This is a genomic window from Kaistella antarctica, assembly GCF_900109615.1.
In the GTDB taxonomy this organism is placed as follows: domain Bacteria; phylum Bacteroidota; class Bacteroidia; order Flavobacteriales; family Weeksellaceae; genus Kaistella; species Kaistella antarctica.
Genome location: NZ_FOIX01000003.1, coordinates 458,937 through 480,045 on the forward strand (window position 1 = coordinate 458,937; position 21,109 = coordinate 480,045).

General features: G+C 37.1%; 19 protein-coding genes. 15 read left to right on the forward strand and 4 right to left on the reverse strand.

All coding sequences use genetic code 11. The features are described from left to right. Positions 1–101 precede the first annotated feature (101 nt). From pdhA to BMX49_RS10720, 8 genes are all read left to right on the forward strand, one after another. Entirely contained in the window at positions 102–1,106 is a 1,005-nt protein-coding gene (pdhA, locus tag BMX49_RS10685) for a pyruvate dehydrogenase (acetyl-transferring) E1 component subunit alpha (RefSeq protein ID WP_034720618.1), read from the forward strand. Between the two features lie 72 nt (positions 1,107–1,178). Further along, complete coding sequence (locus BMX49_RS10690; protein ID WP_034720620.1) at positions 1,179–2,825, forward strand: dihydrolipoyl dehydrogenase family protein; 1,647 nt, start codon at positions 1,179–1,181, stop codon at positions 2,823–2,825. A 205-nt stretch (positions 2,826–3,030) separates the two neighbouring features. Further along, positions 3,031–3,705, forward strand: a complete 675-nt coding sequence (locus BMX49_RS10695; protein WP_034721532.1) for an ABC transporter ATP-binding protein — start codon at positions 3,031–3,033, stop codon at positions 3,703–3,705. A 67-nt stretch (positions 3,706–3,772) separates the two neighbouring features. Further along, complete coding sequence (gene radC / locus BMX49_RS10700; RefSeq protein ID WP_034720622.1) at positions 3,773–4,450, forward strand: RadC family protein; 678 nt, start codon at positions 3,773–3,775, stop codon at positions 4,448–4,450. Beyond that, positions 4,447–5,364, forward strand: coding sequence for a hypothetical protein (locus BMX49_RS10705; protein WP_034720625.1), 918 nt, complete (start codon positions 4,447–4,449; stop codon positions 5,362–5,364). The genes radC and BMX49_RS10705 overlap by 4 nt, the downstream gene beginning before the upstream one ends. Positions 5,365–5,373: 9 nt before the next feature. After that, positions 5,374–5,883, forward strand: a complete 510-nt coding sequence (locus BMX49_RS10710) for a DUF7935 family protein (protein ID WP_034720628.1) — start codon at positions 5,374–5,376, stop codon at positions 5,881–5,883. 9 nt (positions 5,884–5,892) lie between these two features. After that, on the forward strand, positions 5,893–6,504 hold the full coding sequence (locus BMX49_RS10715) for an inorganic pyrophosphatase (RefSeq protein ID WP_034720630.1): 612 nt from the start codon (positions 5,893–5,895) through the stop codon (positions 6,502–6,504). 157 nt (positions 6,505–6,661) lie between these two features. Further along, positions 6,662–9,394, forward strand: a complete 2,733-nt coding sequence (locus BMX49_RS10720) for a sodium-translocating pyrophosphatase (RefSeq protein ID WP_034720632.1) — start codon at positions 6,662–6,664, stop codon at positions 9,392–9,394. Between the two features lie 122 nt (positions 9,395–9,516). Here BMX49_RS10720 and BMX49_RS10725 read toward each other — a convergent pair whose 3' ends face one another. After that, positions 9,517–10,419 carry a CorA family divalent cation transporter gene (locus BMX49_RS10725; protein ID WP_034720634.1) on the reverse strand — a complete coding sequence of 301 codons (903 nt, stop codon included), beginning with the start codon at positions 10,417–10,419 and terminating at the stop codon, positions 9,517–9,519. 90 nt (positions 10,420–10,509) lie between these two features. On the opposite strand from BMX49_RS10725, the gene BMX49_RS10730 reads away from it, so the two are divergent. After that, positions 10,510–11,532 carry a 3-oxoacyl-ACP synthase III family protein gene (locus BMX49_RS10730; RefSeq protein WP_034720637.1) on the forward strand — a complete coding sequence of 341 codons (1,023 nt, stop codon included), beginning with the start codon at positions 10,510–10,512 and terminating at the stop codon, positions 11,530–11,532. A 28-nt stretch (positions 11,533–11,560) separates the two neighbouring features. On the opposite strand, the gene BMX49_RS10735 is transcribed toward BMX49_RS10730, so the two are convergent. The 3 genes from BMX49_RS10735 to BMX49_RS10745 form a co-directional block, all read right to left on the reverse strand. Next, positions 11,561–11,743 (reverse strand): hypothetical protein, encoded by a 183-nt coding sequence (locus BMX49_RS10735; RefSeq protein WP_034720640.1) that lies wholly within the window; start codon positions 11,741–11,743, stop codon positions 11,561–11,563. A 68-nt stretch (positions 11,744–11,811) separates the two neighbouring features. Then, positions 11,812–12,654 (reverse strand): isoaspartyl peptidase/L-asparaginase, encoded by an 843-nt coding sequence (locus BMX49_RS10740; RefSeq protein ID WP_034720642.1) that lies wholly within the window; start codon positions 12,652–12,654, stop codon positions 11,812–11,814. A 21-nt stretch (positions 12,655–12,675) separates the two neighbouring features. After that, entirely contained in the window at positions 12,676–13,563 is an 888-nt protein-coding gene (locus BMX49_RS10745; protein ID WP_034720643.1) for a cyanophycinase, read from the reverse strand. Positions 13,564–13,759: 196 nt separating this feature from the next. Between BMX49_RS10745 and cphA the strand changes: the two genes are divergently transcribed. From cphA to BMX49_RS10775, 6 genes are all read left to right on the forward strand, one after another. Further along, a complete protein-coding gene (gene cphA / locus BMX49_RS10750) occupies positions 13,760–16,390 on the forward strand; it encodes a cyanophycin synthetase (RefSeq protein WP_034720645.1) in 2,631 nt (876 codons plus the stop codon). Between the two features lie 290 nt (positions 16,391–16,680). Beyond that, positions 16,681–17,766: a DNA polymerase III subunit gamma/tau gene (gene dnaX / locus BMX49_RS10755; protein WP_034720646.1), complete on the forward strand. Its 1,086-nt coding sequence runs from the start codon at positions 16,681–16,683 to the stop codon at positions 17,764–17,766. Positions 17,767–17,795: 29 nt separating this feature from the next. Then, positions 17,796–18,362 carry a DUF8439 domain-containing protein gene (locus tag BMX49_RS14890; protein ID WP_246005122.1) on the forward strand — a complete coding sequence of 189 codons (567 nt, stop codon included), beginning with the start codon at positions 17,796–17,798 and terminating at the stop codon, positions 18,360–18,362. 24 nt (positions 18,363–18,386) lie between these two features. Further along, positions 18,387–19,454: a chorismate mutase gene (locus BMX49_RS10765; protein ID WP_034720649.1), complete on the forward strand. Its 1,068-nt coding sequence runs from the start codon at positions 18,387–18,389 to the stop codon at positions 19,452–19,454. 37 nt (positions 19,455–19,491) lie between these two features. Next, a complete protein-coding gene (gene rsgA / locus BMX49_RS10770) occupies positions 19,492–20,418 on the forward strand; it encodes a ribosome small subunit-dependent GTPase A (RefSeq protein ID WP_034720651.1) in 927 nt (308 codons plus the stop codon). A 179-nt stretch (positions 20,419–20,597) separates the two neighbouring features. Further along, positions 20,598–21,017, forward strand: coding sequence for a nucleoside-diphosphate kinase (locus BMX49_RS10775; RefSeq protein WP_034720653.1), 420 nt, complete (start codon positions 20,598–20,600; stop codon positions 21,015–21,017). Positions 21,018–21,109: the final 92 nt, after the last annotated feature.

Below are 21,109 nucleotides of genomic sequence, written 5' to 3' on the forward strand. Positions count from 1 at the left end.
CTACCAATAAAGACAAAGATTTTTATTATTTTTGCTAAATATTTCCAACAAACATGAAACCGATCGGTTGCATGCTGATATTAAAAAGCAATAGTTAGCACATGAAAGAATTTTCGAAAGAGATCTACCTGAAGTGGTATGAAGAAATGACAATGTGGAGAAGGTTTGAAGACAAATGCCGTTCTCTTTATCTTAAACAAAAAATCAGAGGATTTTTACATTTATATAACGGCCAGGAAGCGATTCCAGCAGGATTTACGCATGCCATGGATTTATCCAAAGACAGTATGATTACCGCTTACCGTTGTCACATTCATCCTATGGCGATGGGTGTAGATCCGAAAAGAATTATGGCAGAATTGTGTGGTAAAGCTACAGGAACTTCTGGCGGAATGGGTGGTTCAATGCACATTTTCAGCAAAGAACACCGCTTCTACGGTGGTCACGGAATTGTGGGTGGCCAGATTCCTTTGGGAGCTGGGATTGCTTTCGCAGATAAATATTACGACCGAAAAGCCGTGAACATTTGCTTTTTCGGTGATGGTGCGTCTCGCCAAGGATCCTTGCATGAAACCTTTAACATGGCTATGAACTGGAAGCTTCCAGTAGTTTTTGTAGTTGAGAATAATGGCTATGCTATGGGTACTTCTGTAAAACGGACTGCAAATCACGAAGATATTTACAAACTAGGACTGGGTTATGAAATGCCTTGTCTTGCCGTAGATGCGATGGATCCAGAAAAAGTTGCTGAAGCTGCTTTTGAAGCTATTGAAAGAGCAAGAAGAGGAGACGGACCCACTTTCATCGAAGCGCGAACTTATCGTTTTAGAGGACACTCTATGTCTGATGCAGAAGCTTATCGAACAAAAGAAGAAGTTGCTGAATATAAGAAAGACGATCCTATTGAAATCGTTAAAAGAAGAATTTTAGAAAATAACTGGGCAACCCAAGATGAATTAAATGCGCTGGAGGAAAAATCCAGAGAATTTGTTGAAGAATGCGTTGACTTTATGGAAAATTCTCCGTACCCGGATTTGGATAAAGTTTATGACTACGTCTATGCTCAGGAAGATTATCCCTTCATCAATAAATTAGAAAATAACTAAAATAATTCAATTGAAATCTGATTTTTATTAAAGTCAGATTTCATTTATTGAATCTAAAAATAATAGAATATTATGGCAGAAGTGATTACAATGCCCCGTCTTTCAGATACGATGACGGATGGTAAGGTGGCGAAATGGCACAAGAAAGTTGGAGACGAGGTAAAAGAAGGAGATATCTTGGCAGAAATCGAAACTGATAAAGCCGTCCAAGATTTCGAATCAGAAGTAAACGGAATCTTATTGTATATCGGAACAGAAGAAGGCGAAGCGTCTCCTGTTGACTCTGTTTTAGCAATTATCGGCGAGCAAGGTGAAGATATTTCTGCTTTAAAAGGTGGGGAAGCTAAAGAAGAGGTTGCTGAAAAGAAAGAGGAAAAGAAAACTGACGAAGGAAATACAAAAGAAGAAAAATCTACAGCGGTTGAAGAATCTTCTGCAGAAATTCCTGCCGATGTTGAAGTGATCAATATGCCGAGGCTTTCTGATACCATGACCGAAGGCAAAGTAGCTAAATGGCATTTCAAAGTTGGTGACACGATAAAAGAGGGCGATATTTTAGCAGAAATTGAAACCGATAAAGCCGTACAAGATTTCGAATCTGAAGTCAATGGAACTTTATTGCACACCAGCGTTGACGAGGGTGAAGCAAGTCCCGTTGATACGGTTTTAGCAATCATCGGACCTGCCGGAACAGATGTTTCTGGTCTTACATCAGGTGGATCTAAAAAAGCAGAGTCAAAACCTACGGCTGAAAATCCAGAAGAAAAAGTCGCTGCTTCTGAAAGTACAGAAAAAGAAACCGCTCCAGTTCAAACTGCTTCAACTGAAAGATTAGGGATTTCACCTTTAGCCAGAAAAATGGCTGAAGATAAAGGAATCGATGTCAATTCCTTGACAGGAACTGGTGAAAATGGCAGAATTGTTAAGAAAGACATTGAAAATTATCAGCCAAGTTTTGCTGCGGCTTCACAACCGAAACAAGAAGTTTCAACTTCTGCTGCAGTGGTAGCTCCAACGCCAGTTGCGAATTTCGTTCAGGGTGAAGATTCTGAAACACCGAATTCGCAAGTAAGAAATATTATTGCAAAACGTCTTTCGGAAAGTAAATTCACAGCGCCGCATTATTATTTGATCGTCGAAATCAACATGGATAAAGCGATGATGGCCAGAAAAGAAATTAACTCGTTGCCAGATACCAAGATCTCATTTAACGATATGATTATTAAAGCAACAGCAATGGCTTTAAGAAAACACCCGCAAGTGAATTCTAGTTGGAAAGCAGATAAAATCATTCACCACGGAAATATTAACATCGGTGTTGCTGTTGCAATCCCTGATGGATTAGTTGTACCTGTTTTGAAAAATGCAGATCAAATGAATTACAATCAGATTTCTGCAGGCGTAAAAGATATGGCTGGACGTGCGAAATCGAAAGGTTTGAAAGCGAACGAAATGGAAGGTTCCACTTTCTCAGTTTCTAATTTAGGAATGTTCGGTATCGAAACTTTTACCTCAATTATTAATCAACCAAACTCTGCGATTCTCTCTGTCGGAGCGATTGTTGAAAAACCAATTGTGAAAGATGGGCAGATCGTCGTCGGAAATACGATGAAATTGTCTCTAGCTTGCGACCATAGAGTAGTTGATGGTGCTTCAGGAGCGCAATTCTTACAAACATTAAGAACCTATTTGGAACAACCTTTAACGTTGTTACTCTAATTTTTTAGCGCTATTTATAAAATCCTTTCAATACATTTTGAAAGGATTTTTTATTGGGGCGCAACCCTCGCCAATTCTTTCCCGCACCTCGGGTCGGTCTGCGTGCAGTCGTTCTTTTTATTTTTTTGCAAAAAACAAAAAGGAACTCCAACAATGCACTTCGCCCTTGCGCAAAACCTCGCAAAATTTCACTATTTTTGAAGCCATGATAAAAGCGACTAATATTCATAAGTCTTACGGAGATTTAGAAGTGCTAAAAGGAGTAGATGTCCACATCAAAGAAGGCGAAGTGGTTTCGATTGTTGGTGAATCCGGTGCCGGAAAATCAACTTTATTGCAAATCTTGGGTACACTCGATAAACCGACTATTCCGAAGAAATATAATACGGTACTCGAGTTGGCTGGACAATCTTTCGTGAATATGAGCGACCGACAATTGTCTAGATTTAGAAATGAAAACATAGGATTTGTATTTCAATATCATCAACTTTTGCCTGAGTTTTCTGCCTTGGAAAATGTTTTGTTGCCCACCAGAATTGCGGGTAAAAATGAGAAGGAATCAATTGAGAAAGCCTATTCGCTTTTTGAAGATTTAAATATCGCGCATAGAATTCATCATAAGCCGAACGAAATGTCAGGTGGAGAAGCCCAACGGACTGCTGTTGCCAGAGCTTTAATTAACTCGCCAAAAATTATTTTCGCTGATGAACCGACTGGAAATTTAGATTCTAAAAATGCGGATGATTTGCACCAACTCTTTTTTGATTTACGTGATAAGTATCATCAGACCTTCGTGATTGTGACCCATAACACGCTTCTGGCAGATACTACAGATCGGAAGCTGGTGATGAAAGACGGATCGATTATTCAAGGACTGTAATTTTTACTCGAATTCGATTCGAATATTTTTGATTAAATTTAGAAGTTAAATTCAACAAAATTTTGAGATGTCTATTAAGTTCCTTGCAGAAGACGATCGACCCAGAGAGAAATTTTTATTAAAAGGTAAAAATTCACTTTCAGATGCGGAATTGTTGGCGATCATTATGGGAAGTGGAAATAGAGAAGATTCAGCTGTAGAATTAGGTCGCAAAATTCTTAATTCGGTTGGAAATAACTGGCATAATCTATCGCTCTTGCAAATTTCTGATTTAATGAAATTTAAAGGAATAGGCGAAGCAAAGGCGATCTCGATTGCGGTTGCTCTCGAAATTGGACGAAGAAGAGCCGCACAAGAAGTTCCGGAAAAACTACAAATAACCAATAGTCAGGAAAGCTATAAAATTTTACTTCCCTATTTATCAGATTTGCAAACTGAAGAATTTTGGGCAATTTATCTCAATCAGAATAATAGAGTATTGGGCAAAAATAAATTGTCATCAGGTGGAATTAATCAGTCCGTCGTTGATGTAAGGATTCTTTTTAAATCCGCCCTCGAGCATCTTGCTACTGGAATTATTATTGCACACAATCATCCTTCGGGGAATCTCAAAGCGAGTCCTGAAGATTTAAAAATCACCAAACAAATTTCTGAAGGAGGGAAAATTTTAAACATCCAGTTGCTGGATCATTTGATTATTGCGCAAAACGCTTATTTCAGTTTTGCAGACGAAAATTTATTATGATTAAAATAGTTAAGTACGACCAAATTGATTTTGCTCAATATTCACAATGTTTAGAAAACGCCTGTCAAAATGCCGATTATGCCGATAAACAGTTTTTAGATATTGTCTCAAATCGGCAATGGTTTCTATTAGTTAGGGGCGACTACGAAATCGTAATGCCGGTTTCCTACGTTCGTAAATATGGCTTGACTTTTATTCTCATGCCGAAACTTTGTCAGCAATTAGGAGTGTTTTCTAAAGACGACGATTCTGAAGTCAATCAGCAATTTTATGATTTCTTAAACCAGAATTTTTTAGTTTTGATTTATGCCTTTAATGGCGATAATCATTTTGCACAAGCTACTGAGAAAAGAACTTCTTATTTTTTAAAAAAAGATAACTATGCATCCATCAAAAAAAATTACAGCAGTCATCGAAGAAGAAATGTTAGAATCATTGGCGATTTAGTTGGTCATATTATTTTGAAAAAAGAATGGCAAGAAAGTGACAAATCCTTTTTTTTTAAAAATATAAAAGGAACAAATAAAGAAGAAGACAATCAAAATTATTTTGAAATTTTTGAAAAGCTTTTAGATAATAATATTGGTCATTTGAGAATTCTCGAATTTAAAAAAGAGATTCAGTCTTTCGTTTATTTGTATGAAGGTAAAAAAAATCGATATCTAAGTCTGTTCATTAATGGTTATCCTTTAACCAACCCTAACTTCCCGTCAATTATGATTGATCATTGCTTGCAAGATTTTTGTGAGGATAAAAATTTCGATTTTATGGGCAGTGAAGTTGAGAATGTTGCCAAGTTTAATGAGCGTTTTGGCGCAGTTTCATATCAATATGCAGCTTTGACTAATTCTAAGATTACTTTATTGACAAATTTGATGAAGAGATACAGAATTATCACTAATTTTGCACCGTAGAAAAAACACATGATAGAATCACCGTATTTTCCATATGCATTTGCACTAGTAATTGCGATTCCTTTCTTGATTTACGCTCGACAGTTTGTTTACAGCTACATCAAATTTAAGAATCAGGAACTTAATTTTATGACGGTAAAAGGTCAATCGGAACAAAGAATTCATGCCTACGAAAGAATAACGCTTTTTTTGGAAAGGATTAAACCCGCCAATTTAGTGTCTAAGTTTGATGAAGATTTGGAGGCGCACGAATTTCTGTTCTTAACTGAAAAAACGATTAATGAAGAGTTTGATTATAATGCTTCGCAGCAACTTTACTTAACAAAAAACTCTTGGACTAAAGTAGTTAATTCAAAAAGCAGTATTCTGCACTTGCTTCATAAAACTTATGAAAACCTCAGTAATGAAAGTACATTGCAAGATTTTAAAACAGTTTTTTTAATGAATTATATGAATGAGCAAGATTATATTTCGTCTTGTATTGAAGATCTTAGAAAAGAAAACTTAATTATAAATTAAAATAAAATAATGATACCGAATTTTAAAGCACATCCTTGGCATGGGATTCCAGTAGGGGATGAAGCACCAGATGTTGTCAACGTCTTTGTGGAAATTGTACCAAGTGACACCATTAAATATGAAATCGACAAACAAAGTGGATATTTAAAAGTAGATAGGCCTCAGCAGTTTTCAAACATCATTCCTGCTTTGTACGGTTTTATTCCAAGAACCTATTGTCATGATGAAGTTTTAAGATTAGCTGTAGAGAGCGGCGCGCAGAATGTAGATACTGGTGATTTAGACCCTTTAGATATTTGCGTATTAAGTTCACATAATATTAATTCGGGCGGTATGATTATGGAGGCTTTACCAATTGGTGGGTTCAAAATGATCGATAAGGGAGAAGCTGATGACAAGATTGTTGCGGTAATGAAGGGCGATCATGCTTTTGGGCATTTCAGAGATATTTCGGAATTGCCACAAGCTGAAGTGAAACGTTTGATGCATTATTTCCTGACCTACAAGAATCTTCCAGATGAGCCAGCGAAATGTACTATTCATGAAGTATATGGAGCGGAACATGCTAAAAAAGTAATCCAAGCTTCGCAGCAAGATTATGCTAATAAATTTGGCGGTTAAGCTTGCTGAAATTATTTACGATTTAATAGGCAAATGTTTTCATTTGTCTATTTTTTTTTGTTAAAAAATAGTTAAAACGAAAAAAAAAGGCGTATTTTCGGTCTTCGTTTTCAATAAAAAATTTATAGTATTAATAATTAACATTAAAAAGTAATTTATGGATTTATTTTATTTAGTACCAATATTTGGTATTATTGCTTTAATCTACACTTTTGTCCAAAGCTCCTGGGTGAGTAAGCAAAATGCAGGTAATGACCGTATGAAAGAAATCAGCGGTTATATTTCAGATGGTGCCATGGCTTTCTTAAAAGCCGAGTACAAAGTAATGGGCTACTTCGTTATTGTCGTTGCCATTTTACTAGCGGTGATGGGCGGTACAAGTGCCAACTCGCACTGGAGTATTGGAATTTCGTTCGTTCTCGGTGCAATTCTTTCTGCTTTGGCAGGATTTATTGGGATGAAGATTGCAACGAAAGCCAACGTCCGTACGGCCGAAGCTGCCAAGACATCTTTATCTAAAGCTCTTAAAGTTTCCTTCACCGGAGGTTCCGTAATGGGAATGGGTGTCGCAGGTTTAGCGGTTTTAGGATTAGGTGGATTGTACATTATCATCAAACAAATTTTTGCTCCAGGCGCTGGTGTTGATTCTCATGAGATGGAAAGAACCATCGAGATTCTGACTGGTTTCTCATTAGGTGCAGAATCAATTGCCCTTTTTGCCAGAGTTGGTGGTGGTATTTATACCAAAGCAGCTGATGTTGGTGCCGATTTAGTTGGTAAAGTAGAAGCGGGTATTCCAGAAGATGATCCAAGAAACCCGGCCACGATTGCCGATAATGTTGGTGATAACGTTGGTGATGTTGCTGGGATGGGTGCCGATTTATTCGGATCGTATGTTGCGACCGTTTTGGCTACCATGGTTCTGGGAAGAGAAACTTTATCAGTCGATGCTTTCGGAGGTTTTGCGCCAATTCTTTTACCAATGCTTATCGCCGGTACAGGAATTATATATTCAATGATCGGAACTTTATTTGTGAAGATTGGTGAAACAACCAGTTTAGATATTGCTCCAGTTCAGAATGCTTTAAATTTAGGAAACTGGGGAAGTATTGTTCTTACCGCAATTTCTTCTTATTTCTTGGTGACTTATTTAATGCCTGAAACCATGAGTTTAAGAGGCCATGAGTTTACAAAAATGGGCGTTTTCGGAGCCATCATCGTTGGATTAGTAGTGGGAACTTTAATGAGTATCATTACTGAGTATTACACCGCGATGGGTAAAGGACCAGTAAAAAGTATTATTAAACAATCATCGACTGGACATGCGACTAATATTATTGGTGGACTGGCAGTTGGAATGGAGTCTACGTTACTACCAATTCTTGTTTTAGCAGGTGGAATTTACGGTTCCTATTTATGTGCAGGACTTTATGGAGTAGCAATCGCTGCCGCTGGAATGATGGCAACTACAGCTATGCAATTAGCAATTGATGCTTTCGGGCCGATTGCTGATAACGCTGGTGGAATTGCTGAAATGAGTGAACTACCAAAAGAAGTTCGTGAAAGAACAGATGTTTTAGATGCTGTTGGAAATACAACTGCAGCAACTGGAAAAGGTTTTGCAATTGCTTCTGCGGCTTTAACTGCCCTGGCATTATTTGCAGCTTTTGTAGGAATTGCAGGTATCGATGGTATTGATATTTATAGAGCTGATGTATTGGCTGGACTATTTGTTGGTGGAATGATTCCATTTATTTTCTCTTCCTTAGCTATTAAAGCGGTAGGAGAAGCAGCAATGGCAATGGTAGAAGAAGTTCGTCGCCAGTTCCGTGAAATCCCAGGGATTTTAGAAGGAAAAGCAGTTCCGGAATATGAAAAATGTGTGGCAATTTCTACGGATGCTTCACTTAAAAAGATGATGCTTCCTGGAGCGATTGCTTTGGTATCTCCCTTATTAATGGGATTCATTTTCGGACCAGAAGTATTAGGAGGGTTCTTAGCAGGAGCTACTGTTTGCGGGGTATTGATGGGAATGTTCCAGAACAACGCCGGTGGTGCTTGGGATAATGCTAAAAAATCTTTTGAACAAGGAGTTGAAATTAATGGTGAGATGCATTACAAAGGTTCTGAAGCGCACAAAGCTTCGGTGACTGGAGATACTGTTGGTGATCCATTCAAAGATACTTCAGGACCATCGATGAATATTTTAATTAAATTGATGTCGATTATTTCTTTGGTAATTGCACCAACATTGGCGGTCTTACATAAAGATAAAATAGAAGAAAATAGAAGAGAGAAATTAGAATCATTACAGCGATTTGCGGGAATTACTTCTGCACCAACTACTGTAGTGAATACAAATTCTACTATTCCGGTACCTGTGGTAAAAGGAACTCTTAATGAAGATGGAGACTTCGTTTATGATACTGGCGATATTCAGGAAATTAGATTGAGTAACAAATCAATAGGTGTCGGAGAAAACAGTCAGCTGTTCGCCTTATATAACGGCTTAAAGTTAGAAGACCAGAAGATTTTAGATCAAAATAAATGGTACACCATTGAAAATCTTTATTTTCAGAGTGGTAGCAGCGATTTAAAACCAGGATCAGAAGATCAATTGGACAAACTAGCTGAAATTCTAAATGCTTATCCTACCTCAAAAGTAAAATTGGGTGGTTACACTGATAATACAGGAAGTGAAGAAGGAAATTTGAGACTTTCAAATCTACGGGCTCAAGCTGCCAAGCTTAAATTACTAGAAATGGGAATTGCCGCGGATAGAGTTGAAGCAGAAGGCTACGGAGCTCAGTTTCCGGTTTGTGTAGATAATGATACAGATGAATGTAAAGCACAGAACAGACGAATTGACGTTCGTGTTTTAAACTTTTAATTAAAAAATTTCTTTTAGAAATAGCAAATCCCAACTGAAAGGTTGGGATTTTTTGTATTGAATTCTAGTGGCTTCTATTTTATTTTTTAGCAAAGCAATCTCTGGTTTTCCAATTTAAAAAATCACCAGCCTTTTTTGCGAACGTATAAAAAAGTGATCGACGTGATTACCGCCATTAAACCGAGCGTAATGTAGTAGCCATATTTTAAACTTAATTCGGGCATAAAGTCGAAGTTCATTCCATAAATTCCCGCAATAAACGTAATAGGGAAAAAGTACATTGAATAAATTGCCAGGACCTTCATAACCTGATTGGCTTTTTGATCGCTCATTGCCAAAAACATTGAAATTAGACTGGCCACTTGCGTATTCAAATGTTCAAAGTCGGCAATCACATCTTTGTGTTTATCCTTTAAATCGGTAACTGCCGTGTCGTCAAGCTGTAGCAATTTAAATTTATCAACCCAAACAGTCGAGATGTTGAGGATTCTCGTATTCAATCCAGATTTTCTTTTTAAGCGGTAAAGTCGGCGGATATGATTGGAATGATTAGTTGTTTTAAGGAAAATCTCGCTTTCGATTTGATCCATTATTTCCAGCAGATTCTTCGATTCATCATCGTAAGACTTCATTACTTTTAAAGCTAAATTTAGAGCGATGTTGTCTCGCGTAATTTCCGTATTAATGGGAAGCTCAACTTCTTTTTTGAATTCGTAAATGCTTCTATTTTTCAAGCGGTGAATCGTGATGATTACATTGTCCATTAAAAACACACCCAATTTGGTCGAGATATCGCTGATGGTATTGAGATTAGATCGTTCTAACTGCGTATTTTCCCTCATCAAAAAAAAATTCACATCGCCATCTTGTTCAAATTTTGGTAAATGATTAGCGTCAATCGTATCCTCTAAAAGAAGAAAGTTGATATTGTATCGATTGTGTAAAAAATCTAAATCCTCCTCAGTCGGACTTTCCACATCGATCCATTCGCAATGATCATTTTTATAAAAAATTTCAATAGCCATTTGGCAAATTTAAGTTAAAATTAGTTTTCAATTCAACAAAACTTCTTATGTCTCAAATAATATTTATCTTTGATTTAAATTACAAATTTTATGATTAAAAGTTATATAAAAGGAGTGGGCCATTACGTGCCTGAAAATATAGTGACCAACGATGATTTGTCTAAATTGATGACTACCAACGATGAATGGATTACCGAAAGAACCGGCATCAAAGAAAGGCATCATCGTAAAAACAGAAATGATTCTGATGAAACCACCGCATATCTTGGATTTAAAGCCGCTGAATCTGCCTTGAAAATGGCTGGCATGACTGGTAAAGATATCGACTATATTGTTTTTGCAACCCTTTCACCAGATTATTACTTCCCTGGTTGTGGCGTTCTTTTGCAGGAAATGTTGGGCTGCGAAACGGTTGGTGCTTTAGATGTAAGGAACCAGTGTTCGGGATTCGTCTATGCCATGAGTGTTGCCAATGCTTTCATTAAAGCTGGACAGTATAAAAATATTTTAGTTGTTGGTGCAGAAATTCACTCTTTTGGTTTGGATTTTTCTGATGACGGTCGCGGGGTTTCTGTAATTTTTGGAGATGGAGCAGGAGCAATAATTCTATCCGCCACAGAAGATAAAAATGCGGGTGATATTTTAGCCACCAACATGCATTCTGAAGGAAAACATGCCGAAGAATTATGTACCAAATTCCCAGGGTCCAAATTCGGTTGGAGCGATCGCATGCGAGTGGAACCAGAAAATGTAACCGATGCGGAAATTTATCCAATTATGAATGGGAACTTTGTGTTCAAGCACGCCGTAACTCGTTTCCCGGAAACCATGTTGGAAGCTTTAGAAAAAGCAGGTAAAACACCAGAGGATTTAGATATGTTCATTCCGCATCAAGCGAATTTAAGAATTGCCCAATTCGTGCAAAAACGTTTCGGGTTGCCCGATGAGAAAGTCTACAATAATATCCAGCGTTTTGGTAATACAACAGCAGCTTCAATTCCTTTGGCATTAAGTGAAGCCATCGAAAATGGGAAAATAAAAAGAGGAGATTTGGTACTACTTTCCGCTTTCGGAAGTGGATTTACTTGGGGATCGGTTTTATTTAACTACTAACAAAAAATGCGTCAATCGACGCATTTTTTTATTTTACTGAGAGTGAATCTTCCACTTGACCTTCATCATTAAAAGTTGCTGAATCTACACCAGCATTCCGCTTTTCGATGACGCTGTGTTCTTCTTTAAATTCTTCACGTTTTTCTTCTTTCTGAGCACAGCTTGCAAAACATAAAGTTCCGAGAACTGTTAGAGCAAATAATTTTTTCATCGTATTTTTTTTAATGTTAGGAAAAAGTATATCAAATATTATGCAAGCAAAAATCTAAAGGAAGTTTCTTATTCAAAAACTTCAAAATTTTCTCCATCATAACTCGCAAAAACCATCGTAGGATGAGAATCTTGATGAGCGATATTTCCGTTTTTATCAATGGCAATTGCACCCGCGAATCCATCAATTTCTTTTAATTCGTAAAAGGTTTTTTCTACAGCATCTTTAATTGAAAAACCATCAGTAACTCTTATCACAATCTTCGCTGCCGTGGCGTTGCTTACAATGTCTTCTCCAACGCCTGTGCAACTAACGGCGCAAAATTCATTAGCGAAATTTCCCGCAACAGTAGCTGAATCAGAAATTCTTCCCACGAGTTCAAAGCCTTTTCCACCCGTACTTGTAGCGGCGGAAAGTCGTCCTTCCCGATCTAGAGCGACACAACCAACGGTTCCTTTTCCACCGGTTTTTAATTTTTCTTCATATTCCTTTCTACGTTGTGGGATTTCAGTTGAAAAATCTTCGAAGCCATTTTCGGTAGCATAAATTTTTGCACCATTTCCGCCCAAAACGCGATCGTCTTCTTTCATTAAAACCTGCGCAACCTCAATTGGGTTTTTTACATTTTCAATATTTATGACTCCTGAAAATTTTTGAGTTTGGCCATTCATTAAAGAAGCACTCATTCTAATTTTCCCATCACTCTGAATTTGAGAACCCATTCCGGCATTGTACAACAAATCATCTTCTAGCAATTTTACAGCATGCACCACGGTTTCCTCGGCGGAATGACTTTGTAAGAATTCAAAAGATTGTTTGGCAATTTTTTTTAAAGAATTTTGTTTCTCAATTTTCACTTCGTGACTTTGATCGCTTTCCGAGAAAAAGCCACCATGAATGATTATTTTCATTATTTTAAAATCTTATTTATGCTATTTGTAATCTGGCGAATTACCGTACTGGGAATGAACGATCGTTAAATCTTTCTCTTTTAAATCGTAGAAATCATCTTGGGATAATACGTGAACAATCAGGTTGTCGATAGAAATTGGTTTGCCCAATTCGATATTGGTGAGGTTGGTATCTTTAATAAAACGACCATCAACCAAAATCACCAATCCAGAACCAATGGCTGTCATAATTCCTTTGTCAATGTATAGGCCCGTATCTTCTCCCAAACCAATGCCTAATGTTCTGGGATTGTTAACCACTGCTTGAAACAATCTTCCGATTCTTCCTCGCTGCACAAAATGAGTATCAACAATTACATTGTCGATAAAACCCAAACCTTGCGTTGTTTTAATTTCCCCTTTAAGTAAAGCTTCACTGCTGGAACCTTGGTAGATCATATTTTCTGAGGCTGCCGCTGCACCAGCTGAAGTTCCGGCATAAATGAAATTTTCTTCTTGGTATTTCTGAAGAATGATATCATGAAATCTCGTTCCGCCCAGAATAGAAGTCAGTCTAAGCTGATCGCCACCCGTAAACATCACAACATCTGCAGCCGTTGCGCGCGCTGTAATACCATCGCTATTGGCTTGTTCTCGATTGGTTATATCTAATATATTAACATTTTTTGCGCCCAGAAATTCAAACGCTTTTTTATATTCGGGCCCCACAATTTGTGGAATTTGAGAAGCAGTCGTGATAACCTCAATCACCGAATCCTCTTTTAAGCGAGATTCATCAATTATTTTTCTAAGGATACCTCTCTCAAAAAAATTCAGGTTTTTTTCTATATTTTGATCGTAATCGGTTTCTGAAAAACTGCCTTTGTTAACAGCGCCACCAATAATCATTAATTTTCCAACTGATTTCATAGAGTGCAAATTTAAAAAATAATTCCTTCTTCCTTCAATAATACGCAATCAATTTGGTTAACTTCTCAATACTTAAAGGAGTACGGTATTGAAAAAATTGCTCCCTTTTTTTATTATTTTTTCCTAATTATTAAGGTTTTCGTTTATCTTTGATATTCAAATAATTTTTACCGACTAAAAAAGACAGCGATTACCTATGAAAATTGATAAAATACAAGTTTTACGCGGACCTAACATTTGGAGCATCAGGAGAAAAAAATTGATTCAGATGCGTTTGGATTTGGAAGAAATGGAACATTTACCGACCAATAAAGTAGATGGTTTCCGAGATCGTTTGCAATTGCTTATGCCATCACTTATTACTCACCGTTGTTCGGAAGGCGTTGAAGGTGGTTTTTTCCTTAGGATTGAAATGGGAACTTGGATGGGTCATGTCATTGAACATATTGCTTTAGAAATTCAGACTTTAGCAGGTATGGATACTGGTTTTGGGCGAACCAGAGAAACCAGAACTCCCGGCGTATATAATGTTGTCTTCAGTTATTTAGAAGAAAATTCTGGAATTTTCGCTGCCGAACAATCAGTAGAAATTGCCAGATGTTTAATTGACGCGCGCGATTATAATTTGGAAGAATGCATTCAAAATTTAAAAGAAATCCGTGAGAGAGAAAGACTGGGTCCTTCAACCGGAAGTATTGTACAAGAAGCTGTAGCCAGAAATATTCCTTGGATTAGATTGGGCCGAAATTCCTTGGTTCAATTAGGATACGGTGTAAATCAAACCAGATTTCAGGCGACGATTACGGGCAATACCAGCTCGATTGCTGTTGACATTGCTTGTAATAAGGAACTGACTAAAAAGATGCTCGATGAAGCTGCGATTCCTGTACCTACAGGTGATTTAGTTCACGATGACGAAGGTTTAGCCAGCGTCATCGAAAGAATCGGTTATCCGATTGTTTTAAAACCGCTAGATGGTAATCATGGCAAAGGCTCTTCAATCAATGTTAATGATTTTGAAACAGCCAGAATCGGGTTAATTCACGCACAGAATTATGGTCAAAAGGTAATTGTCGAACGATTTATTACAGGATATGATTTCCGTATTTTGGTCATTAATCATAAGATGATTGCCGCCGCGAGAAGAGTTCCAGCTCACGTTATTGGCGATGGAGAGCGCAATATTCAGCAGTTAATTGACAAAGAAAATTTAGATCCAAGAAGAGGGTACGGACATGAAAATGTTTTAACTGAAATCTCTGTTGATAAAGACACCAACGAGCTTTTAGAAAAACTAAATTACACCATAGAAAGCATTCCTAAAAACGGAGAAATCGTCTATTTAAAATCCACGGCTAATCTGTCAACAGGTGGAACTTCAATTGATGTGACCGACATGGTTCATCCCGAGAATATCGTAATGGCAGAAAGGGTTTCCCGTATTATCGGATTAGATGTGGCTGGAATTGATATTATGGCGGAAAACCTTACGCAACCTCTAAGAGAAAGCGGTGGCGCCATTTTAGAAGTGAATGCTGCGCCAGGTTTTAGGATGCATTTGGCACCAAGTGAAGGCTTGCCAAGAAACGTGGCTGCACCAGTGGTTGACATGCTTTATCCTCAAGGTAAACCGGCCAAAATTCCAATTATTGCGGTTACTGGAACCAACGGTAAAACCACCACCACCAGATTGATTTCTCATATTATTAAAAATAATGGATATAGAGTAGGGTTCACAACCTCTGATGGAATTTATATTCAAAATACGATGTTGACAAAAGGAGACACAACTGGACCCTTATCAGCAGAATTTATATTAAAAGATCCCACCGTAGAATTTGCCGTTTTGGAAACTGCTCGAGGTGGTATTCTTCGGTCTGGACTGGGCTTCAGTTCTTGTGATATCGGTGTTTTAACCAATATTAAAGAAGATCATTTGGGAATGAACGACATTCATAACTTGAAAGATTTGACTAAGGTTAAACGTGTAGTTATGGATTCCGTGAGGAAAGATGGCTGGAGTGTTTTAAACGCAGACGATGCTTATTCAATGAGGCTGATGCCTGATTTGGATTCTAAAATTGCAATTTTTAGTTTGGATGAAAACAATCCTCACATCAAAAAATTCGCAAAGGAAGGAAAAGTGACTTGCGTTTACGAAGAAGGTTTTGTAACCATCAAAAAAGGAGATTGGAAAATTCGAATTGCCAAAGCGCAAAACATTCCAATTACCATGGAAGCGAAAGCCAAATTCATGATTTCTAATGTTTTGGCTGCCAGTTTAGCAACTTATCTTTACGGTTTTGAAATCGAGGATATTGCCAATTCGCTGCGCACCTTTATCCCAAGTCCGATGTTGATGCCGGGAAGATTAAATATTTTTAAATTTAAGAAATTCCAGGTTTTAATTGACTTTGCTCACAATCCTGCGGGATATGAAGCCATAGAAGATTATCTGAGCAACGTAGAAGCCACTAAAAAAATCGGAATCATTTCTGGAGTTGGCGACCGTCGCGATGAAGATATCAGAGAATGTGGTAAAATCGCCGGGCGTATGTTCGATTATATCATCATTAGAAATGAAAAACATTTGCGTGGCAGAACGGAGGAAGAAATCAACGAATTAATTATTTCTGGAATTCAGGAATCTGATAGTACGGTAAGCTATGAATCGATTCCGAAAGAGATCGAAGCGCTCAAACATGCGATGAGCATGGCAGAAGATGGAACATTTATTACTGCGTTGAGTGATGTGGTCACGAACGCTATCGAATTGGTGCAGGAATATCAAATGCGCGAAATTCTGGAAGAAGGGAAAATTAGTTAAACAGTTTTTACTGTTTATTTGGGCAGACATTTCCGCCTTCCATTCCCGCTTTTTTGCTCCATTTCGTTTTGCAAAAAGAGCTTCATTCAAGTCGGGCTGCAGAGTGCGCAAGTTTCAAAATTTTATTTCAAATCGAAAATAAATAAACTCAACTCTCAAAATCAAAAGTTTTGAGAGTTTTTTATTTTTCAATCTTTGACGACTAAATTTGTATTAATTTTAAAGGAATTTGGGGATAATAATTCATGGCTTCAATTTTTTATTCTCAATTATTTCCCTATTTTTGACCAATGGAAAATTTCGTGGTTTCTGCAAGAAAATACCGTCCGCAAGAGTTTGATACTGTTGTTGGGCAAGGTCATATTACAGAAACTCTGGAACACGCCATCGAAGAAAATCAGCTAGCACAAGCACTTCTTTTTTGCGGACCAAGAGGCGTCGGTAAAACTACTTGTGCCAGAATTCTAGCTCGTAAAATTAATGAGAGAGACGGTTCCACTTCGGAAGACGGTTTTGCTTATAATATTTTCGAACTTGATGCAGCTTCTAATAACTCGGTTAATGATATTCGGGAATTGACCGATCAAGTTCGTTTCGCACCTCAAGTTGGGAAATATAAAATCTATATTATCGACGAGGTTCACATGTTGTCTCAAGCGGCTTTTAATGCTTTCTTGAAAACTTTAGAAGAACCGCCAGCGCACGCCATTTTTATTTTGGCCACGACTGAAAAGCATAAAATCATTCCAACAATTTTATCCCGTTGCCAGATTTATGATTTTAAGCGAATTACCATTGAGGATATTCAAATTCATCTGCAGAAAATAGCAGAGAAAGAGGGAATCCAATATGAAGATGATGCGCTTTATTTAATTGCTCAAAAAGCAGATGGAGCACTTCGTGACGCACTTTCCATCTTTGATCGACTTTCCACTTTTTCACAGAAAAATATTACTCTGGTAAAAGCAGCCGAAGTTTTGAATGTTCTTGATTACGAACAATATCTTTCAATTGTAGATTTAGCGCATGAAAATAAAATTTCAGACACGCTGTTTACTTTAAATGAGATTATTAAAAAAGGATTTGATCCTCATATTTTTATCGCAGGTTTAGGAAGTCATTTCCGTGATTTGATGATGGCTCAAAATCCACACACCGTCAGTTTAATTGAAGTTGGTGAAAAGACTAAAATTAAGTTTCTGGAGCAGAGCAAAAAATGGAATGCACAACAATTAGTTGATGCCATTGAGATTTGTAATCATGCAGACATCAATTATAAAAACTCCAAAAATCCGCGTTTGACCGTGGAAATTGCTCTGATGCAACTTTCTTCCTTATCTGCAAACACAGCAGATTCTAAAAAAAAAAGTATCTGATTTTAGCGCCTTTTCTTAGTTCTGCTGTAATGGTAACTTCTCCAGTTGCTAAAGAAACACCGAAAGAAATTCCAAAAGAAATTCCGGAGGAAGTTAAAAAAGTAGTTCTCAAAACTTCTGAACCGATTGGATTACCCAAAAAACCATCCCAGTTCAGCATTAGTGCAGCTTTGACAAAATCAGAGGAAGAAGAGCCTGATAAAATAATTGCTTCTACGAAGAAAGATTTGCCAAGTCAGCATTTCTCCGAAACTGATTTACAAATTGAATGGAAAAAATTCTTGGTAGAACTTCAGGAAAAAGATGTCATTGTTTATAATGCAATTAATTCCTTTAAACTAAAAAAGAAAGACGAAAACATCGTCGTAATTACCTATCCATCAGAATCGGCAAAAGTAGAGTTTGACAAAGTACGCTCCGATTTCTTCAATCATTTCATGCACAAAGTCAATCATTTCAATATTAGCGTTGAATTTTCAGTTGACGTCACCATGAAAAAAGAAATTATCACCAAACGAAAGATTTTTGATAAATTTGCCGAGATAAATCCGCTCTTAAAAGATTTAGATGATCTTTTCAAGTTGGATTTCAGTTAAAATAAATATTTCTCAACCCACACCATGAATTTACAGAATTTAGAAAACAATTGGATTAAAGAGTTTTCCAAGCCTTTAATTATTGCTGGTCCTTGCAGTGCAGAAAGTGAAGCACAAATGCTTGAGACAGCCAAAAGAATCAAAGAATCAAATGCTGATGTTCCTATTTTCAGAGCAGGAATCTGGAAGCCTAGAACGAAACCAAACGGTTTTGAAGGAGTAGGAGTGATCGGTCTAAACTGGTTGAAAAAAGTTAAACAGGAATACGGCTTTAAAACTGCAACTGAAGTTGCGAATGCGCATCACGTGGCTGCTGCCTTAGAAGCTGATGTCGATATTTTATGGATTGGTGCACGTTCAACTGTAAATCCTTTTACCGTGCAGGAAATTGCTGAAGCTTTAAAAGGAACGAACAAACCAGTCTTGATAAAAAACCCAGTTAATCCTGATTTGGCTTTGTGGATTGGCGCTTTAGAAAGATTGTTGGGTCAAGATGTTCAAAACTTGGGTGTTCTTCACCGTGGTTTTTCTACGTATCAAAAAACAAAATATAGAAATATTCCGAATTGGCAGATTGCTTTAGATTTTAAAAATCAATATCCAAACATTCCAATGTTGGTAGATCCGTCGCATATTTGTGGGAACAGAACTGGTTTAGCAGGAATAGCTCAGGAAGCTTTGAATGTTGGTTATGAGGGAATGATGATTGAAACACATTGCTCGCCAGATGACGCTTGGAGTGATGCTGCCCAGCAGATTACGCCTGAGACTTTATCTGAGTTACTTCAAAACTTACAAGTTAGAAATTCTGACATTTCTGCCTTTGATGGAGAAATGGGACGTCATCGAACTTTGATCTCAGACCTAGATTTTCAGCTGATTGAATTGTTGTCTCAAAGAATGAAGGTTTCTGAACAAATCGGAAGTCTGAAAAAAGACAACAACATCGCAATTTTTCAACCGGAAAGATGGAAAGTGATTACGGAATATGCGACTCAAAAAGCTGATGAATCGGGAATGTCTGCAGAATTCATTGAAAAAGTTTTTAAGGCAATTCACGAAGAATCGATTGAGGTTCAAAATAGTATTTAATTATATTTTTAAATTTAATTTCTATTAATAATTATTAGTGAAAGGACTCATCACAAAATCCACTGGAAGTTGGTACCAGGTTTTAGAATATGAAACTGGCAGATTTTTCGAGGCTCGTATTCGCGGGAAATTTAAATTGATAAAAACCCGCTTAACTAATCCTCTAGCAGTAGGCGATTTAGTAGAGTTTTCGTTGGAAATCGATGATGTAGCTTGGATTACTAAAATTGAACCACGTAAAAATTATTTAATTCGGAAAGCAGTAAATCTTTCTAAGGAAGCACACATTATTGCGTCGAATATTGATGTTGCTTGTTTTATATTTACCCTTAAACATCCGGAAACATCGTACGGTTTTCTCGACCGTTTTTTGGCGTGTTGTGAAGCGTACAACATTAAACCATTAATTCTGTTTAATAAAATGGATGTACTTTCTGAGGAAGAGAAAGAAATTTCGGCGGAGATTGAAGCAATGTATCAAAATATAGGATATGAAACCTTAGAGATTTCCTCTTATTCAAAGTTGAATTTAGAGCAATTAAAAGATATCATTAAAGATAAAGTCTCCGTATTTTTTGGACATTCCGGAAGTGGGAAATCAACTTTAGTTAATTCGATGCAGCCAGAATTTAATATTAAAACTTCCGAAATTTCATCTACTCATTTAAAAGGAAAACATACAACCACTTTTGCACAAATGCATTTTTGGAATTTTGGCGGAAGCGTTATTGACACCCCTGGAGTTCGGGAGTTTGCAATGATAGACGTTCAAAAAGAAGAAATTCAACATTATTTTCCCGAGATTTTTAAAACTGGTCGGAAATGTAAATTTCACAACTGCATGCACATCAACGAACCGAAATGTGCTGTCCTAGAAGCAATTGAAGCGGGAGAAATTGAGGAGACGCGTTACATTACATACTTGAAAATCATGGAAGAAGCTGAGGAGAATTCTGCGCTATAAAAAAAACCCAGCCGAAGCTGGGTAAAAACTAATAACCATGAAAACTCAAATTAAACATTGAGAATCGGAAATAAATTTACAATTTCCATGCCAAAATAAATTTGGCTCGCTTCTGTATGAATTTTCAATACAAATATAGAAAAGTTATTGTATTTTTGCGCCACAATAAAACAAGATTTATGTCAGGTAAAATTACATTCACCATGATCAAGCCAGATGCTGTTGCAGACGGACATATTGGTGCTATTTTAGGAAAAATTTCAGAAGCTGGTTATAAAGTGAAAGCTTTAAAATTAACTCAACTTACGAACGCAGATGCAAAAAAATTCTATGAAGTTCACGCTGAGAGACCTTTTTACGGAGAATTGGTTGACTTTATGAGTTCAGGACCAATCGTTGCCGCAGTTTTGGAAAAGGAAAATGCAGTTGAAGATTTCAGAACTTTAATTGGTGCAACAAACCCTGCAGATGCTGCGGAAGGAACCATCAGAAAAATGTTTGCAAGAAGCGTAGGCGAAAATGCAGTTCACGGTTCAGATTCAGATGAAAATGCTTTGATTGAAGCGAGTTTCCACTTTTCAGGAAGAGAAATTTTCTAAGAAATTATAGAATTTTTCATCAATTTATTTTGATGAATACTTTAAAAAAAAAACCTTTTAGTTTTGATACTAAAAGGTTTTTCATTTTATTT

Coding starts and splice junctions, on each gene's coding strand:
- pdhA (WP_034720618.1), top strand. CDS start 102: ATGAAAGAATTTTCGAAAGAGATCTACCTGAAGTGGTATGAAGAAATG.
- BMX49_RS10690 (WP_034720620.1), top strand. CDS start 1,179: ATGGCAGAAGTGATTACAATGCCCCGTCTTTCAGATACGATGACGGAT.
- BMX49_RS10695 (WP_034721532.1), top strand. CDS start 3,031: ATGATAAAAGCGACTAATATTCATAAGTCTTACGGAGATTTAGAAGTG.
- radC (WP_034720622.1), top strand. CDS start 3,773: ATGTCTATTAAGTTCCTTGCAGAAGACGATCGACCCAGAGAGAAATTT.
- BMX49_RS10705 (WP_034720625.1), top strand. CDS start 4,447: ATGATTAAAATAGTTAAGTACGACCAAATTGATTTTGCTCAATATTCA.
- BMX49_RS10710 (WP_034720628.1), top strand. CDS start 5,374: ATGATAGAATCACCGTATTTTCCATATGCATTTGCACTAGTAATTGCG.
- BMX49_RS10715 (WP_034720630.1), top strand. CDS start 5,893: ATGATACCGAATTTTAAAGCACATCCTTGGCATGGGATTCCAGTAGGG.
- BMX49_RS10720 (WP_034720632.1), top strand. CDS start 6,662: ATGGATTTATTTTATTTAGTACCAATATTTGGTATTATTGCTTTAATC.
- BMX49_RS10725 (WP_034720634.1), bottom strand. CDS start 10,419: ATGGCTATTGAAATTTTTTATAAAAATGATCATTGCGAATGGATCGAT.
- BMX49_RS10730 (WP_034720637.1), top strand. CDS start 10,510: ATGATTAAAAGTTATATAAAAGGAGTGGGCCATTACGTGCCTGAAAAT.
- BMX49_RS10735 (WP_034720640.1), bottom strand. CDS start 11,743: ATGAAAAAATTATTTGCTCTAACAGTTCTCGGAACTTTATGTTTTGCA.
- BMX49_RS10740 (WP_034720642.1), bottom strand. CDS start 12,654: ATGAAAATAATCATTCATGGTGGCTTTTTCTCGGAAAGCGATCAAAGT.
- BMX49_RS10745 (WP_034720643.1), bottom strand. CDS start 13,563: ATGAAATCAGTTGGAAAATTAATGATTATTGGTGGCGCTGTTAACAAA.
- cphA (WP_034720645.1), top strand. CDS start 13,760: ATGAAAATTGATAAAATACAAGTTTTACGCGGACCTAACATTTGGAGC.
- dnaX (WP_034720646.1), top strand. CDS start 16,681: ATGGAAAATTTCGTGGTTTCTGCAAGAAAATACCGTCCGCAAGAGTTT.
- BMX49_RS14890 (WP_246005122.1), top strand. CDS start 17,796: ATGGTAACTTCTCCAGTTGCTAAAGAAACACCGAAAGAAATTCCAAAA.
- BMX49_RS10765 (WP_034720649.1), top strand. CDS start 18,387: ATGAATTTACAGAATTTAGAAAACAATTGGATTAAAGAGTTTTCCAAG.
- BMX49_RS10775 (WP_034720653.1), top strand. CDS start 20,598: ATGTCAGGTAAAATTACATTCACCATGATCAAGCCAGATGCTGTTGCA.